This is a genomic window from Burkholderia sp. 22PA0106, assembly GCF_047497155.1.
Taxonomy (GTDB): Bacteria; Pseudomonadota; Gammaproteobacteria; order Burkholderiales; family Burkholderiaceae; genus Burkholderia.
Window position 1 is genome coordinate 2,925,056 of sequence record NZ_CP163162.1, and the last position, 14,152, is coordinate 2,939,207.

The window sequence follows — 14,152 nt, forward strand, 5'->3', positions numbered from 1 at the left end:
CAAGGGAAAAGCGAGCCAGGGAATCGCACTCGAACGCGAGCCGAAATCGACCCGGGCCGGCCACACGCGCCATCGCCCCCGATCGTTCGCGCCCCATGAAAAATTGCTTGCGCCGCCCCGGCCGCATCTCATATGATGCACGTCATATTACGATCATCATATAAACCCAGCGATGAAACCGTCCGCCGCCCGTACCCGCAAGGAAGCCACCCGCGAACGCATCCTTGATGTCGGCAGCCGCGCCGTGCGGCGCGCCGGGTTTCACGGCGTGGGCATCGCCGACGTGATGAAGGAAGCCGGCCTCACGCACGGCGGCTTCTATGCGCACTTCGCCTCGCGCGACGCGCTGCTGTGCGCCGCGCTCGACCAGGCGGCCGGCGACAGCATCGCCGTCATGGAAGCGCAGGCCGCGCGGCTGGTGGCGGCGGGCGTCGATCCGTTCCGCGCGATGATCGAAACCTATCTGTACGACGGCGTGATCGCCGACCGCGAGCAAGGCTGCGCGGTGGCGGCGCTGTCCTCGGAGATGCCGATCCAATCCGAGGCCGTGGTCGGCGCCTCGCGGCAGGTCGTGCAGTATCTCCACCGCCACGTGCAACGGGCGCTGCCGGACGGCCTCGCCGCCGACGCCGCCTGGGCCATCGTCAGCACGCTGCTCGGCGCGCTGCAACTGGCTCGCACGCTCGGCGACAACGACGCCGGCCGCGCCGTGCTGAGCGCTGCCAAGCAGGAACTGCTGCACCGCTACGCCCCCGCCTGATTCCGTTTTCCGCGCCGGCCGACGACGATCACGGCCGACGCCCGGGTTCGCCCGAAAATATGATGATCGTCATATCAACACGACGCGCTCGGCGCGAAAGGATGCTTCTCATGAAACTCGAAGGTGCGGTGGTTTTCATTACGGGCGCGAATCGCGGCCTCGGCCTCGAACTCGCGAAACAGGCGCTGGCGCGCGGCGCGAAGAAGGTCTACGCGGCGGCGCGCGACCCGTCGACGGTGACGCTGCCCGGCGTGACGCCGATCCGGCTCGACGTGACCGACGCCGCGCAGGCCGAGGCGGCCGCGCGCGAGTGCGGCGACGTCACGGTGCTGATCAACAACGCGGGGATCGGCCGGATCGGCAGCCTGCTGTCGGACGAAGGCCCGGCCGTGCTGCACGAGCAACTGAACACCAACCTGATCGGCATGCTGAACGTGACGCGCGCGTTCGCCGGCATTCTCGGGCGCAACGGCGGCGGCGCGCTGCTGAACATGCTGTCGATCCTGAGCTGGGCCAACACGCCGATGATCGCGGGCTACGGCGTCAGCAAGGCCGCCGCATGGGCGCTGACCAACGGCCTGCGCCACGAGCTGCGCGCGCAGGGCACGCGGGTGACGGGCTTCCACGCCGGCTATATCGATACCGACATGATTCGCGCGTTCGACGTGCCGAAGGCGCGCCCGGAGGACGTGATCCGCGTGGCGCTCGATGCGGTGGAAGCGGGCGAAGAGGAAGTGCTGGTGGACGAGCCGACGCGGCAGGTCAAGGCCGCGCTGTCGGGCGGGGTCTACCTGAAGGACGTGCTGGCCGGTTGAAGCTTGGCGATGGCGGGCGGCGCCACCCGATTGCCGCCCCGCCCGCCACGCATCGACGTTTCATTGACGTTTTCTTCACACCGGCCGCGCCATCATGCGCGCCGGGTCATCGAACCCCGCTCACGCCTCGTAGCCCACCTCCGCCACCAGCATGTAGCCCGCGTTGCGCACGGTGCGGATCAGCGTGGCCTGGCGGGCGTTGTCGTTGAGGGTCTGGCGCAGCCGGCTCACGCACACGTCGATCGAGCGGTCGAGCGGCGTGAGGCCCTTGTCGAACACGCGGTCGAGCAGGAATTCGCGCGACAGCGGCCGGTTCGGATGGTCGAGCAGCGTGCGCAGCGTGCGGTAGTCGGAGCCGCCCAGCGACACCACCAGGCCGTCCGGCGCGAGCAGTTGCTTCATGCGCGTATCGAGCCGCCAGCCGGCGAAGCGAATCCAGGCGCTGGCGTCGACCGTACGCTCGCCGGGCATGGCGCGCGTGCGGCGCAGCACCACCTTGATCTTGGCGACCAGCTCGCGCGGATCGAACGGTTTGGGCAGGTAATCGTCGGCGCCCATTTCGAGGCCGAGAATCCGGTCGAGCAGGCCGCCCCGCGCGGACAGGATAATGATCGGCACGCCGTGTTCGCGGCGCAGGTCGCGCGTGATGTCGAGGCCGTCCTCGCCGTCGAGCATCAGGTCGAGCACGATCAGGTCGATCGCGGTGCGCCGCAGGATTTGCTTCATCTGCGTGCCGTCGCTGGCTACCTGCACCTGATAGCCCATTTCGCGCAGGTAATCCTGCAGCAATTGCCGGATATGGGGGTCGTCGTCAACGACCAGGATGTGATCCATCGTCATGTCTGGGGAAAGCGCGAGGGTCGCGCCAACGCAATCCATTACAAAAAGGCATGGCGCCAACACATCGCCATTACAAGCCGCCCTTAGAGTCTCGCGCTGTAAATAGAAATCGTTCGTGTTTCGGAATATAGCACGCCGTTTTGGCCGGTTTCACTGCTTGCAGCGAAACCGGCCAGGCCATTCCACGACACCGGACTTCTTGCGCCGCGACCCGCACCGGCCGGCGCCCGACCCTCGCTGTTCCTTTCCGACGACAGACATTCATGAAGCAGACGACCCTCGCCGTCGCCGCCTGTGCGGCCCTGATCACTTGCACGGCGCACGCCCAGAGCAGCGTGTCGCTGTACGGCATCATCGACGCCGGGCTCGTGTATACGAGCAACGCGGGCGGCAACAAGCAGTTCCAGGCGGCCAGCGGCTCGGTGACGGGCAGCCACTGGGGCTTCGCCGGGCGCGAGGACCTGGGCGGGGGCACCTCGGCGGTATTCACGCTGGAGAACGGCTTCAGCGTGATGAATGGCTCGCTGCGCCAGGGCGGGCGGCTGTTCGGCTTTCAATCGTGGGCGGGCCTGGCGAACCGTGACCTCGGCACGCTGACGTTCGGCCGCCAGTACGACGCGTTGGTCGACTACCTCGCGCCACTGAGCTTCACGGGCCATCACCCGGGCGGCAACAACCTGTCGGCGCACCCGTACGACAACGACAACCTGAACAACTCGTTCCGCGTGAACAACGCCGTCAAGTACGCCAGCCCCGATTTCCACGGCCTGACGTTCGGCACGCTCTACGCGTTCTCGAACGAGGCCGGCGGCTTCAGCGACAACCGCGTCTACAGCGCGGGCGCCGCGTATCACACCGGCCCGCTGACGGTGGCGGCCGGCTATCTGCAGGCCAACAACGGCGGCAGCGCCAATACCAACGGCGCGATCACGCTGACCGAGCGCACCTTCGTGGCGGCGCTGCAGCGCACCTACGGCGCGGGCGTCAATTATCGGCTCGGCCAGGCGCTGCTCGGCTTCGTCTGGACCCGCACGCAACTGGGCGGCCTCGCCACCATCAACGGCGCGAACGGCCTGAGCCTCGCGCAGAACGGCCAGGGCGCGAGCTTCAGCAACTACGAAGTCAATGCACGCTATCTGTTGACGCCTGCGTTCAGCCTGAATGGTGAGTACACCTACACGCAGGGTGCGATCTCGAACGCGACGGGCGGGCATCGCCCGCATTGGCACGAGGTGTCGATGCAGGCCGATTACCTGCTGTCGAAGACGACCGATCTGTATGCGCAGGTCAGTTACGAGCGCATCGCGCCGGATGGTTCGGGGTTGGGGGCCGATGTCAGCGGGCAGACGCCGTCTACTACCAATCAGCAGACGGTGGTGGGGATCGGGATGCGTCACAAGTTCTGACGGTGGTGCGGCGGGGCGTGTGGGTGCGCCCCGCTTGGCCGCTCAAGCACCCAGGTGCTTGAGCGTTCAGTCCTTCAAGCCGCCGCGCCGTCGGCCACGCGGAACCACGACACGGCCGCGTGCAGGCTCTCGCTCTGCCGCTCCAGCGAAGCCGAGGTGGCCGACGCCGTTTCCACCAACGCTGCGTTGTGGGCGGTGCTGGCCTCCATCTGCACCACCGACGCGTTGACCAACTCGATACCGGACGATTGCTCGCGTGACGCCAGGCTGATGTCGGCCATGATCGCGTTGACGCTGCGCACCGCCTGCAGGATTTCGTCCATGGTCGCGCCGGCGCGCATCACCAGCGCGCTGCCCTCGTCGACATTGGTGGACGACGCCACGATCAGTTCCTTGATCTCCTTGGCCGCCGACGCCGAGCGCTGCGCCAGCATGCGCACTTCCGACGCCACCACCGCGAAGCCGCGCCCCTGATCGCCCGCGCGCGCCGCCTCGACGGCCGCGTTCAGCGCCAGGATATTGGTTTGGAAGGCGATGGACTCGATCACGCCGACGATGCCGACGATGCGCGTCGAGCTGTCCGAGATCGAATCCATGGTGCGGATCACCTGCTTGACCACCTCGCCGCCGCGCGACGCGATATCGGACGCGCGTGTCGCCAGTTCGCTGGCGTCGTGGGCGTTGTCGGCGTTCTGGCGGACCGTCGCCGTCAGTTGCTCCATGCTGGCCGCCGCCTGCTGCAACGACGAGGCCTGCTCGCCCGCGCGCGACGACAGATCGCGGTTGCCGCCCGCGATGTCGCGCGCGTCGAGCCGGATCGCATCGGTGCCCGCGCGCACCTCGCCCACCACCCCGGCCACGCGCTGGCGCATCGCGTCGAGCGCGGTCAGCAGGCGATCCATCTCGTTGCCGCGGCCCGTGTCGATGCGCCCGGTCAGGTCGCCCGCCGCGATCTTCGCGAAATGCCCGACCGCCGCATCGATCGGTCGCACGATCGCGCGCGTCAGCCCGCGATGCGCGACGAAGCCCGCCACCAGCGCCACCACCCCGGCGATGCCGAACGCCGTCAGCGCCATGCCGAAGCGGCTTGCCGCCTGCTCGTAGCGCGCGCGCTGGCGGTCGACCTGGAGCGCCTCCAGCGCCGTCAGCGCCTGCTGGTATTCATCGAACCATGCCGCCGGCATGTCGCGCTGGGTGCCGAGGAAATCGACCAGGTTGTCGCTGTCGAGCTGCTTCAGCCCCTTCTCGAACGCCTGCGACAACAGCCGCTCGCGCTTCGCGAGCAGCGTGTCGAGCAGGGCCTTTTCCGCCGCGTCGGGCTGATGCAGCGCGCGGTAGGCGGCCAGTTCGCGGTTGCTGTCGTCGAGCAGCGCATGCAGGCGGTGGATGTCGTCGGCGGCCGGCTTGCCCGCGCTGATGATCTGTTCGACGTTGCCCAGGCCGACGCGCATCATCAGCATCCGTTCCGAGCTGGTCTTCAGATGCACCACCGAGGCGGTGTCGTCGCGGTACATCGCGTCGAGCGCGCCGTTGCTCTTGACGAGCGAGAACGCCGCCGCCGCGATCACCAGCATCAGCAGCGCGGTACAGCCGGCAATCGTGGCGGCGAGCCCGCCGCGGATCGTGAGGGTTCGAAACATGGTCGGCCAGGAAAAGCGCAGGCGCGGCGTGGCACGCACCGCCTGCTGAACTCGAAGGAAACGATGGCCCGGGCATCGCGCGCGGGAGCCGGCATGCGGACGCCGCATGCCTCATTGCGTGCTAACGGATGCGGGGATTTTTGACTTTTGCCGGGATGCGACGGGGATTGGTGGAATTGCGACGGGGGGGCTCGGAGGCTGGTGTTTCTTGGTTCTCGGGTTACTGGATTCGTCGGCGCATCGAATGGCCGATGCCGCGATGGCTAGATAACTCGGCAGTTGGCATTTTGAAAGGAATCCGTTTTTGTAGCGGATTTTCAATTTGTTTTCGGATTCGGGAAGGCTACGGTTTAAAGTTGCTTCTGCCCTCGCCGATATATGATGAATGCACCGGGACGGGCGCCCTGCTCTTCCTCTTTCGGATAGAAATCAATTCCATCATGGCCAAACGGATTTATTTTCGACATCCATCCAAACAGGACGTCGTATCGGTGCCAACCGGGTTCAGTTGGCTCGCCGCCCTGCTCGGATTCATTTGGGCAGCCAACCGGAAACTCTGGCTGCTGGCACTGGTGCTGTTCGTGGTGGATGTCGCGATTGGCTTCGCTTCCATGATCAACGGGACCGTGGATTTGATTGCTACGGTTGCCAGTATCGGGTTTGCGGTTTATTGCGGGGTGGCTGCGAATCGATGGCATTGCCGGATTCTGGAGAGGAAGGGGTGGGTTCGGGTTTGAGGGGGTTAGGGATCATGGATTTCGCGCGCGATATTCTTGCATTTAATTAGCGCCCTTATCAAGACTAACTGGACTGCCAACAGAAATTAATTATATGCCGTAGATTTTATTTATTTGGATTTTTCGCCTCCTCTAAACGATGAATGGGGTTGGCTTCATACGTAAACGGGACCAGAAGGATACGGCTGTCGGCTTCCGGCCAATTTGAGTCGCTCACTGATGTCCGTTTTGGGTGTCTCCGCCGAGAGTGGATAAACACCTATTTCTGGCTGTTAGACTGGCGAACATCGACTGAATTCTCACTCCATGGATACTCTCGAACACAACCGCCCATTGACCGCATCTGAAATGTCGCTCGCTCATTGGATGCTTGAGCACGGCGAGCCGATGGCGAGAGAGTTTTTTGAACAACTTGTATCGGCCCAGGTCACGCCATGGCGCTGTCCCTGCGGTTGTGAGTCCATCAATTTTCAGATCAAGGGCCACAAACCAGCACCACCGGGCGTACATATCCTGGGGGATTTTATCTTCGGGCCAGACGAAGCACCGGCCGGGATATTTATTTTCGAGAGCGGCGGTTTGTTGAGTGGCATCGAGGTCTACGGGCTTGCGGGCGATGCCCCTTCAAACCTACCTTTAGAAAACGAGCTTCGGCCTTTCTCGCCAGGTCACAACAAGTCATCGTAGGCCATAAGTCTGCAGGACCTGCGCACAAGCGGCGCAAGCAATTTGACAGTCTACTATCCGCCTGCGAAGCTCGTACCGGCTAATTCCGCTTCGGGTCGGATACGGCCGGTCACGCCGGCCGCTTCCGGCCGGGAGCGGTCGGTGAATCCATGCCGCCAGAATAGCCACAATCTTCGGCACCAAATGCGAGAAACTGCGGAAATGGCTCATTTGCATAAGTCTGTTGCATCACTCAGGATTTCAGGAGACGACCTTGTCCCGACTGAAATCAGTAACCTGCTCGGTTGTCTTCCGACGCTCTGCCAGCTCAAGGGAGAGCCAATTATTGGCAAAAAATCTGAACAAATTCGAATCGCCAGGTTTGGAATGTGGCGCTTACTGGCGAAGCCATGTGAACCGGAAGACCTCGATGGTCAGATTGCCGACATTCTCTCCCAACTAACGGACGATCTTGAAGTTTGGAATGGATTAGCTGAGCGTTACTCGATTGATCTGTTTTGCGGACTCTTTATGGGCAGTGACAACGAGGGGCTCTTAATCTCGCCGGCATCGCTTTTGCTGCTGGGCGAGCGAGGCGTCAAGCTTGGGCTCGACATTTACGGACCAGACTAAGTCCATTTTTACCAAAATAGCTCGTTTTTTGAGCGGCCAATCCCCCCAGTCGCTGTTCGTCCGTAATGGGTCGGCTACGGCCGGTCGCGCCGTGCCGCTCCCGGCCAATTTGAGTCGCTCACTAATGTCCGTTTTGGGTGTCTCCGCCGAGAGTGGATAAATACCTATTTCTGGCTGTTAGACTGGCGAACACCGACTGAATTCTCACTCCATGGATACTCTCGAACACAACCGCCCATTGACCGCATCCGAAATGTCGCTCGCTCATTGGATGCTTGAGCACGGCGAGCCGATGGCGAGAGAGTTTTTTGAACAACTTGTATCGGCCCAGGTCACGCCATGGCGCTGTCCCTGCGGTTGTGGGTCCATCAATTTTCAGATCAAGGGCCACAAACCAGCACCACCGGGCGTACATATCCTGGGGGATTTTATCTTCGGGCCAGACGAAGCACCGGCCGGGATATTTATTTTCGAGAGCGGTGGTTTGTTGAGTGGCATCGAGGTCTACGGGCTCGCGGGCGATGCCCCTTCAAACCTACCTTTAGAAAACGAGCTTCGGCCTTTCTCGCCAGATCACAACAAGTCATCGTAGGCCATAAGTCTGCAGGACCTGCGCACAAGCGGCGCAAGCAATTTGACTGTCTACTATCCGCCTGCGAGGCTCGTATCGGCTAATTCCGCTTAGAAGCTGTTGCGAAATTAGTTATCCAGAGATTTGAGACGTGTCCAGCAAATCAAGGCACAAGCCAAAGACATAAAGGCCTCGTGTACATGAGCGTAGCGTTCATAACGAATTTTGAGCCGTCGAAACGAGTGCAACCAGGCAATCGAACGCTCCACTGGCCAACGTGTTTTTCCCAGTCCACTGCCATGTGGCGCGCCGATTTTTGCGAGCATCGGCGTGATGCCGCGCTCACGCAAGCGCTGCCGATGGGGCTCAGAACTGTAGCCCCGGTCGCCTTGTATGATTTGCGGCTTGCGCAGCGGACGTCCCCGCTTGCCCCTGATGTGTGGAATGGCATCGACCAGCGCATCAAGCTGGGTAATGTCGTGACGGTTTGCTGCACTCAGGATGACCGCGAGCGGGATGCCTTGCGCGTCGACGATGAGGTGGTGTTTGCTGCCGAGCTTGCGCCGGTCCGTGGGATTCGGGCCGGTTTTTTTCCCGCCAGTACGGCGCGGATCGATGAGCTATCGACGAGCGCACGCGAGAGGTCGATTTCGCCACGGCGACGCAACTCGGCCAGCAACGTTTCGTGGATGCGTTGCCAGACGCCGGCCTGTTGCCACGCCACGAGCCGTCGCCAGCAAGCCGTGCCTGAACCACATCCCATTTCTTGCGGGAGTAGATTCCACGCAATGCCCGAGCGCAACACGAACACAATGCCTGCCAGCACCGCGCGGTCGGGTGTCGGTTTGCGGCCTGCATACTGGCGATTGCGTGGTGCTCGCACCGGCAGCAGCGGTTCGATGAGTGACCACAATTCGTCGTCTATCAGTTCTTTCGGCATCGCTTCCTGTTGGGCAAAACAAGACAGAAAGTTAACACCAAGTCGGAAAAGTTTAACAGACCCAAAACCTAATTTCGCAACAGCTTCTTAGGGTCGAAAACCGTCGGCCGTATCAGCCGGTTTCCGGCCAGAAAGGGACCATCGAGGCACGTAGCTAAATCGTCGACAATCTACGTCGATACATCGTCGACAATGGGAAAAAGTTGAGAGATCTGGCCGTATGGCAGACATAAGACTCCAATGCGGAAAATATGCGTACTCATTGCTCTCGCGGTGACCACTTCGGGAGCGACAGCTAACCCGTCAGCGGCTACTTTTTATGGCGTGGAATTTGATCTTGCACTTCCAACTGCTATTCATCTCGAGGGATTAATCTCCGCCGATGGCGAATTATTACCGCTGCTGCCGCAGGCGCGGGCGTGTTTTGAACGGCCCGCGGCGGGAGCGTTGGTCCGCGTTACTAAAGGCTGTCCTCGGACGCGTTGCGACATTTGCCGATGTCGTTGGAGTTCCTCGACGCGTGGCTGCGATCAGACTGTCCAATAGCCGTTACTCAAGATTGAACAGCGGTTCGACGAGGTCCTTGAGGCGCGTCAAGGATGAGCATGCGTTCACCGAATGACCGTTAATGAGAACTGCAACTGACCGCTACGCGTCGGCCACCGCCAATCAGAAGCAGCAAGATTCCACCACAGTGGCATCGCGGCAAACCAACCTCACCAACTCCAGCATCCCGTACCGTCGCCGATGCCGTGACCGCACACAAGTCGTCGATTTTCCCTGCACGTCGCCACAAGAACTCCCGCGCCTAACGCAATGACCGGCACAGCGCGATGACGCCCACCTGACGCCACCGCCATCGCACAGCAGCACTCTGCAACGCTCTATTCACCGCCCCCAGGCACACCACTTGCCCCCGCCCCCCAATAAATCGCACCCCGAAATATCCCCCACATATAGCGCCACCTCCCCCACCCCCATCTGGTTGTACACGAAACCATTTCCCCCGCGATTGATGAGTTTTCCTTCACACCTCTTGCAACAAAACACGACTAGTCCCACCTCGCGCAAAGCGGTCTAATCGACATCGCGCGCGCACTGCCGCACTGCGACGCGCCTCCCCACCGATACCGCACAAACACCGGAAGCCCGCCGATGACCCTCGATCCGAAACCGCTCGCCCCCGAGGCTGGAGGCGGCAGCGGCGCCACCGCATCCGCCCACCAGGACCACCCCACCGCGTCCCGCCCCGCGCTGTCGCGCCGCCGCTTCCTGCAGGCAGGCGCCTCGGGCGTGGCCGCCGCCGGCACCGGCGGCTGGCTGCCCGGTGCGGCCGCCGCCGAACTCGACGCACCACCCGCGCCCGCCGCACCGCCCACCGTCGCCGATGCCACCGACCCGAACCTGCACGTCACCGTCAACGGCGTCTCACATCAACTGCGCGTCGCGCCGAACGTGATCCTGCTCGACCTGCTGCGCGACACGCTGCAACTGACCGGCACCAAGAAAGGCTGCGACCACGGCCAATGCGGCGCGTGCACCGTGCACGTCAACGGCGTGGCCGTGAACTCGTGCCTGTCGCTCGCGCTGATGCACGACGGCGACGAAGTCACCACCGTCGAAGGGCTGGCCCGCAACGGCCACCTGCATCCGGTACAACAGGCGTTCTGGGATCACGACGCCTACCAGTGCGGCTACTGCACGGCCGGCCAGATGATGAGCGCGGTGGCCGTGCTGCGCGACGCACGCATCCCCGCCGACGACCACTCGGTGCGCGAAGCGATGAGCGGCAACATCTGCCGCTGCGGCGCGTATCGCAACATCGTCGCAGCGATCCAGGATGCGCGCAGCAAGCTCGGCAACGGCGGGAGGGACGCCTGATGCGCAACTTCGACTACGTGCGCGCCGACAGCGTCGCCAACGCCCTGGCCGCCCGCGCGCAGGATCACACCGTATTCCTGGCGGGCGGCACCACGCTGCTCGACCTGATGAAGCTCGACGTGATGCGCCCGGCGCGCGTGGTGGACATCCACAAGCTCAAGCTCGACGCCATCGAGCCGCTGCCCGACGGCCGCGTGCGGATCGGCGCGATGGTCAGCAACACCACGCTCGCGCGCGACGAGCGCATCCGACGCGATTACCCGGTGCTGTCGCAGGCGCTGCTGTCCGGCGCAAGCACGCAACTGCGCAACAAGGCCACCACCGCCGGCAACCTGATGCAGCGCGTACGCTGCGGCTATTTCCGCGACGGCGTCTCGCCGTGCAACAAGCGCGAACCGGGCTCGGGCTGCGCCGCGATCGGCGGCCTGAACCGCAACGTGCACGCGGTGCTCGGCGGCAGCGAGCATTGCATCGCCGCGCATCCGTCCGACATGTGCGTGGCGATGGCGGCGATCGGCGCGCGCGTGCAGGTGCAAGGCCCGCGCGGCGAGCGCGAGATCGATTTCCTCGATTTCCATCTGCTGCCGGGCAGCACGCCGTGGCGCGAACACGCGCTCGACGAAGGCGAGATGGTCACGCACCTCGTGCTCGACGCGCCGCTGGCCGGCAGCCGCTCGGCCTACCTGAAGCTGCGCGATCGCGCGTCCTACCAGTTCGCGCTGGCGTCGAGCGCGGCCATCGTGGTGGTGCGCGGCGGCACGATCGAAACGGCGCGGCTCGCGCTCGGCGGCGTGGGCACCAAGCCGTGGCGCGCGCTGGCGGCCGAACGCGCGCTGGCCGGCCAGCCCGCCACGCTCGACAGCTTCGCGCACGCCGCGGCGCTGGCGATGCAGGGCGCGCACGACTACGGCCAGAACGGCTTCAAGATCGCGCTCGGCCAGCAGGCCGTGGTGCGCAACCTGCAAACGATCACCGCCTGAGGCCCACGCCGATGACCCCTCTTTCCCATACGACACCGCGGAGCCAAGCATGAGCGATACGATCGTCGGACAGCCGGTGAAACGCGTCGACGGCCGCCTGAAGGTGACGGGCGCGGCGCGCTACACGGCCGATCAGCATCCCGCCGGAATGGTCTACGCCTACGGCGTGTTCAGCACCATCGCGAGCGGCCGCATTACCCGGATCGACACGCGCGACGCGATGCGCGTGCCGGGCGTGATCGACATCCTTCATCACGAACACGTGCCGCGCCTGTACCGCCCCACCAAGAGCCCGATCTCGCTGCCCACCGTGCTGCGCGCGAGCATCACCGACGAATCGCGCGTGCCGTTCGAGGACGCCACCGTCAACTACGCCGGGCAATTCGTGGCGCTCGTGATCGCCGATACCTTCGAGCACGCGCGCGAGGCCGCCTGCCGGGTGGCCGTCAGCTACGCGTCGAACCCGGCGATCGCCACGCTCGACCAGGGCCTGGAGAAAAGCGGCACGCGCGACGGCGGCCGCGGCCACACGCGCGGCGAACCCGAGCCGGCCTTCGACGGCGCGCCGCATCGCATCGACGTCACCTACCGCACGCCCGTCGAAACCCACAACCCGATGGAACTGCACGCTACCATGGCGAGCTGGGAGAACGGCCGGCTGCATGTCTATGAAGCGTCGCAGGGCGTGACCGTGCATCGCAACACGCTGGCCGGCGTGTTCGGCCTGACGCCCGAGCAGGTCACGGTGGAAGCGCCGTTCATCGGTTCGGGCTTCGGCAGCAAGCTGTTCATGTGGCCGCATTCGGTGGCGGCCAGCGCGGCGTCGCTGGCGGTCGGGCGGCCGGTTCAACTGCTGGTGCCGCGCGCGCAGATGTTCACCACCACCGGCCATCGCCCCGAAACCAAGCAGCGGCTGCGGCTGGCGGCCGACGCGAGCGGCAAGCTCACCTCGCTGCGGCACGAGTCGATCAACACCACGGCGATGACCGATTCGTTCACCGAGAATTGCGGCGGCGTCTCGCGCGTGCTGTATTCCTGCCCGAACGTGCTGGTCAGCCATCACACCACGCGCGTGAATCGCGGCTGCTCGACCTCGATGCGCGCGCCGGGCGCGGCGCCCGGCCTGTTCGCGCTGGAATCGGCGATCGACGAACTCGCGCTGGCCGCCGGGCAGGATCCGCTCGCGTTCCGCCTGAACAACCTCTCCACGCGCGACGAAACCGTCAACCTGCCGTGGTCGAGCAACCATCTGCCCGAGGCGATCCGCACCGCCGCCGAACGCTTCGGCTGGGCCGCGCGCAATCCGGCCACCGGCGCGATGCGCGACGGCCGCGAGCTGATCGGCTACGGCATGGCCGCCTGCAACTGGGACGCCTATCGCGCCCCGGCCGAAGCGCGCGTGCAACTGGGAAGCGATGGCGGCGCGCAGGTCAATTGCGCGATCCAGGACATCGGCACCGGCACGTACACGATCGCGGCGCAGATCGTCGCGAGCCTGACCGGCCTGCCGGTCGAGAAGATCAAGGTGAAGCTCGGCAGCTCGGATTACCCGCCCGCGCCGATGTCGGGCGGCTCGTGGGCCACCTCGAGCGTGTCGCCGGCGATCGCCGAGGCCACCCGCAACGCCATCGCGCAACTGAAGACGCAGGCCACCGCCGACGGCGCGCCGTTCGCCGGCGCGAAGCCCGACGACCTGCGCGTCGACAACGGCCGCCTGACCGACGGCAAGCGCAGCGCCACGTTCGACGCGATCCTGAAGTCGCGCCGCATCGCCAACGCCGAAGGCTTCGCCAGCAGCCCGGCCGCGCCCACCGGCAAGTTCTCGTTCCGCTCGTTCGGCGTGCATTTCGTGGAGGTGCGCTGGGATCCGGGCATTTCGCATCTGCGCGTGGCGCGGGTGGTCAGCGCGATCGACGTGGGCCGCGTGATGAACCCGCTCACCGCCCGCAACCAGGTGGAAGGCGCGATCGTGATGGGCGTGGGCATGGCGCTGTTCGAGGCCACCGAGTACGATCCGCGCACCGGCCTGCCCGGCAACAACAACTACGCCGAGTACCCGGTGCCGGTGCACGCCGATCAGCCCGAGATCGAGGTGATCTTCCTCGATCATCCGGACTACGAACTGAACGAGTTCGGCGCGCGCGGCGTGGGCGAGATCGGCATCACGGGGCTGGCGGCGGCGGTGGCGAACGCCGTGCATCACGCCACCGGGCAGCGCATCCGCGAGTTGCCGATCACGCTCGACAAGCTGCTCGACCCGGCCGCGCCGGTGTTCGTCTGAGC

Annotated in this window: 13 protein-coding genes; 10 read left to right on the forward strand and 3 right to left on the reverse strand. The window is 64.6% G+C overall.

The annotated features are described in order from the left end of the window. Positions 1-172: 172 nt before the first annotated feature. Positions 173-760: a TetR/AcrR family transcriptional regulator gene (locus tag AB4850_RS12610; protein WP_414440139.1), complete on the forward strand. Its 588-nt coding sequence runs from the start codon at positions 173-175 to the stop codon at positions 758-760. Between the two features lie 110 nt (positions 761-870). Further along, positions 871-1,575 (forward strand): SDR family oxidoreductase, encoded by a 705-nt coding sequence (locus tag AB4850_RS12615; RefSeq protein WP_414440140.1) that lies wholly within the window; start codon positions 871-873, stop codon positions 1,573-1,575. Between the two features lie 120 nt (positions 1,576-1,695). Here AB4850_RS12615 and AB4850_RS12620 read toward each other — a convergent pair whose 3' ends face one another. Continuing rightward, the gene (locus AB4850_RS12620) at positions 1,696-2,409 is read right to left on the reverse strand and encodes a response regulator (RefSeq protein WP_414440141.1); all 714 of its coding nucleotides are present in this window, start codon (positions 2,407-2,409) and stop codon (positions 1,696-1,698) included. 269 nt (positions 2,410-2,678) lie between these two features. Between AB4850_RS12620 and AB4850_RS12625 the strand changes: the two genes are divergently transcribed. Continuing rightward, positions 2,679-3,821 (forward strand): porin, encoded by a 1,143-nt coding sequence (locus tag AB4850_RS12625; RefSeq protein WP_414440142.1) that lies wholly within the window; start codon positions 2,679-2,681, stop codon positions 3,819-3,821. 74 nt (positions 3,822-3,895) lie between these two features. Here the strand turns inward: AB4850_RS12625 and AB4850_RS12630 are convergent, their stop codons facing one another. Then, positions 3,896-5,461, reverse strand: coding sequence for a methyl-accepting chemotaxis protein (locus tag AB4850_RS12630; RefSeq protein WP_414440143.1), 1,566 nt, complete (start codon positions 5,459-5,461; stop codon positions 3,896-3,898). A gap of 140 nt (positions 5,462-5,601) precedes the next feature. On the opposite strand from AB4850_RS12630, the gene AB4850_RS12635 reads away from it, so the two are divergent. From AB4850_RS12635 to AB4850_RS12650, 4 genes are all read left to right on the forward strand, one after another. Next, positions 5,602-6,198 carry a DUF2628 domain-containing protein gene (locus AB4850_RS12635; RefSeq protein WP_414440144.1) on the forward strand — a complete coding sequence of 199 codons (597 nt, stop codon included), beginning with the start codon at positions 5,602-5,604 and terminating at the stop codon, positions 6,196-6,198. Between the two features lie 306 nt (positions 6,199-6,504). After that, on the forward strand, positions 6,505-6,885 hold the full coding sequence (locus tag AB4850_RS12640) for a hypothetical protein (protein WP_414440145.1): 381 nt from the start codon (positions 6,505-6,507) through the stop codon (positions 6,883-6,885). Between the two features lie 201 nt (positions 6,886-7,086). Continuing rightward, positions 7,087-7,497 carry a DUF4279 domain-containing protein gene (locus tag AB4850_RS12645; protein WP_414440146.1) on the forward strand — a complete coding sequence of 137 codons (411 nt, stop codon included), beginning with the start codon at positions 7,087-7,089 and terminating at the stop codon, positions 7,495-7,497. Between the two features lie 211 nt (positions 7,498-7,708). After that, positions 7,709-8,089 carry a hypothetical protein gene (locus AB4850_RS12650; protein WP_414440147.1) on the forward strand — a complete coding sequence of 127 codons (381 nt, stop codon included), beginning with the start codon at positions 7,709-7,711 and terminating at the stop codon, positions 8,087-8,089. A 107-nt stretch (positions 8,090-8,196) separates the two neighbouring features. Here AB4850_RS12650 and AB4850_RS12655 read toward each other — a convergent pair. Beyond that, positions 8,197-9,008 (reverse strand): IS5 family transposase gene (locus tag AB4850_RS12655; RefSeq protein ID WP_414440148.1). Its coding sequence is split into 2 segments (ribosomal slippage): positions 8,197-8,669 and positions 8,669-9,008, totalling 813 coding nucleotides; the frame shifts between segments, so codons are not numbered across the junction. Between the two features lie 1,155 nt (positions 9,009-10,163). Between AB4850_RS12655 and AB4850_RS12660 the strand changes: the two genes are divergently transcribed. From AB4850_RS12660 to AB4850_RS12670, 3 genes are read left to right on the forward strand one after another with little or no spacing between them, the layout of a single operon-like run. Continuing rightward, the gene (locus AB4850_RS12660) at positions 10,164-10,889 is read left to right on the forward strand and encodes a (2Fe-2S)-binding protein (RefSeq protein ID WP_414440149.1); all 726 of its coding nucleotides are present in this window, start codon (positions 10,164-10,166) and stop codon (positions 10,887-10,889) included. Beyond that, positions 10,889-11,869: an FAD binding domain-containing protein gene (locus AB4850_RS12665; RefSeq protein WP_414440150.1), complete on the forward strand. Its 981-nt coding sequence runs from the start codon at positions 10,889-10,891 to the stop codon at positions 11,867-11,869. The genes AB4850_RS12660 and AB4850_RS12665 overlap by 1 nt, the downstream gene beginning before the upstream one ends. A 49-nt stretch (positions 11,870-11,918) precedes the next feature. Further along, positions 11,919-14,150, forward strand: a complete 2,232-nt coding sequence (locus AB4850_RS12670) for a xanthine dehydrogenase family protein molybdopterin-binding subunit (protein WP_414440151.1) — start codon at positions 11,919-11,921, stop codon at positions 14,148-14,150. The last annotated feature ends 2 nt before the right edge of the window (positions 14,151-14,152 follow it).

What these genes read in the sequence shown, in the direction of transcription:
- AB4850_RS12660 (WP_414440149.1), top strand. Translation starts at nt 10,164, where the DNA reads ATGACCCTCGATCCGAAACCGCTCGCCCCCGAGGCTGGAGGCGGCAGC.
- AB4850_RS12665 (WP_414440150.1), top strand. Translation starts at nt 10,889, where the DNA reads ATGCGCAACTTCGACTACGTGCGCGCCGACAGCGTCGCCAACGCCCTG.
- AB4850_RS12640 (WP_414440145.1), top strand. Translation starts at nt 6,505, where the DNA reads ATGGATACTCTCGAACACAACCGCCCATTGACCGCATCTGAAATGTCG.
- AB4850_RS12645 (WP_414440146.1), top strand. Translation starts at nt 7,087, where the DNA reads ATGGCTCATTTGCATAAGTCTGTTGCATCACTCAGGATTTCAGGAGAC.
- AB4850_RS12625 (WP_414440142.1), top strand. Translation starts at nt 2,679, where the DNA reads ATGAAGCAGACGACCCTCGCCGTCGCCGCCTGTGCGGCCCTGATCACT.
- AB4850_RS12615 (WP_414440140.1), top strand. Translation starts at nt 871, where the DNA reads ATGAAACTCGAAGGTGCGGTGGTTTTCATTACGGGCGCGAATCGCGGC.
- AB4850_RS12620 (WP_414440141.1), bottom strand. Translation starts at nt 2,409, where the DNA reads ATGGATCACATCCTGGTCGTTGACGACGACCCCCATATCCGGCAATTG.
- AB4850_RS12670 (WP_414440151.1), top strand. Translation starts at nt 11,919, where the DNA reads ATGAGCGATACGATCGTCGGACAGCCGGTGAAACGCGTCGACGGCCGC.
- AB4850_RS12650 (WP_414440147.1), top strand. Translation starts at nt 7,709, where the DNA reads ATGGATACTCTCGAACACAACCGCCCATTGACCGCATCCGAAATGTCG.
- AB4850_RS12610 (WP_414440139.1), top strand. Translation starts at nt 173, where the DNA reads ATGAAACCGTCCGCCGCCCGTACCCGCAAGGAAGCCACCCGCGAACGC.
- AB4850_RS12630 (WP_414440143.1), bottom strand. Translation starts at nt 5,461, where the DNA reads ATGTTTCGAACCCTCACGATCCGCGGCGGGCTCGCCGCCACGATTGCC.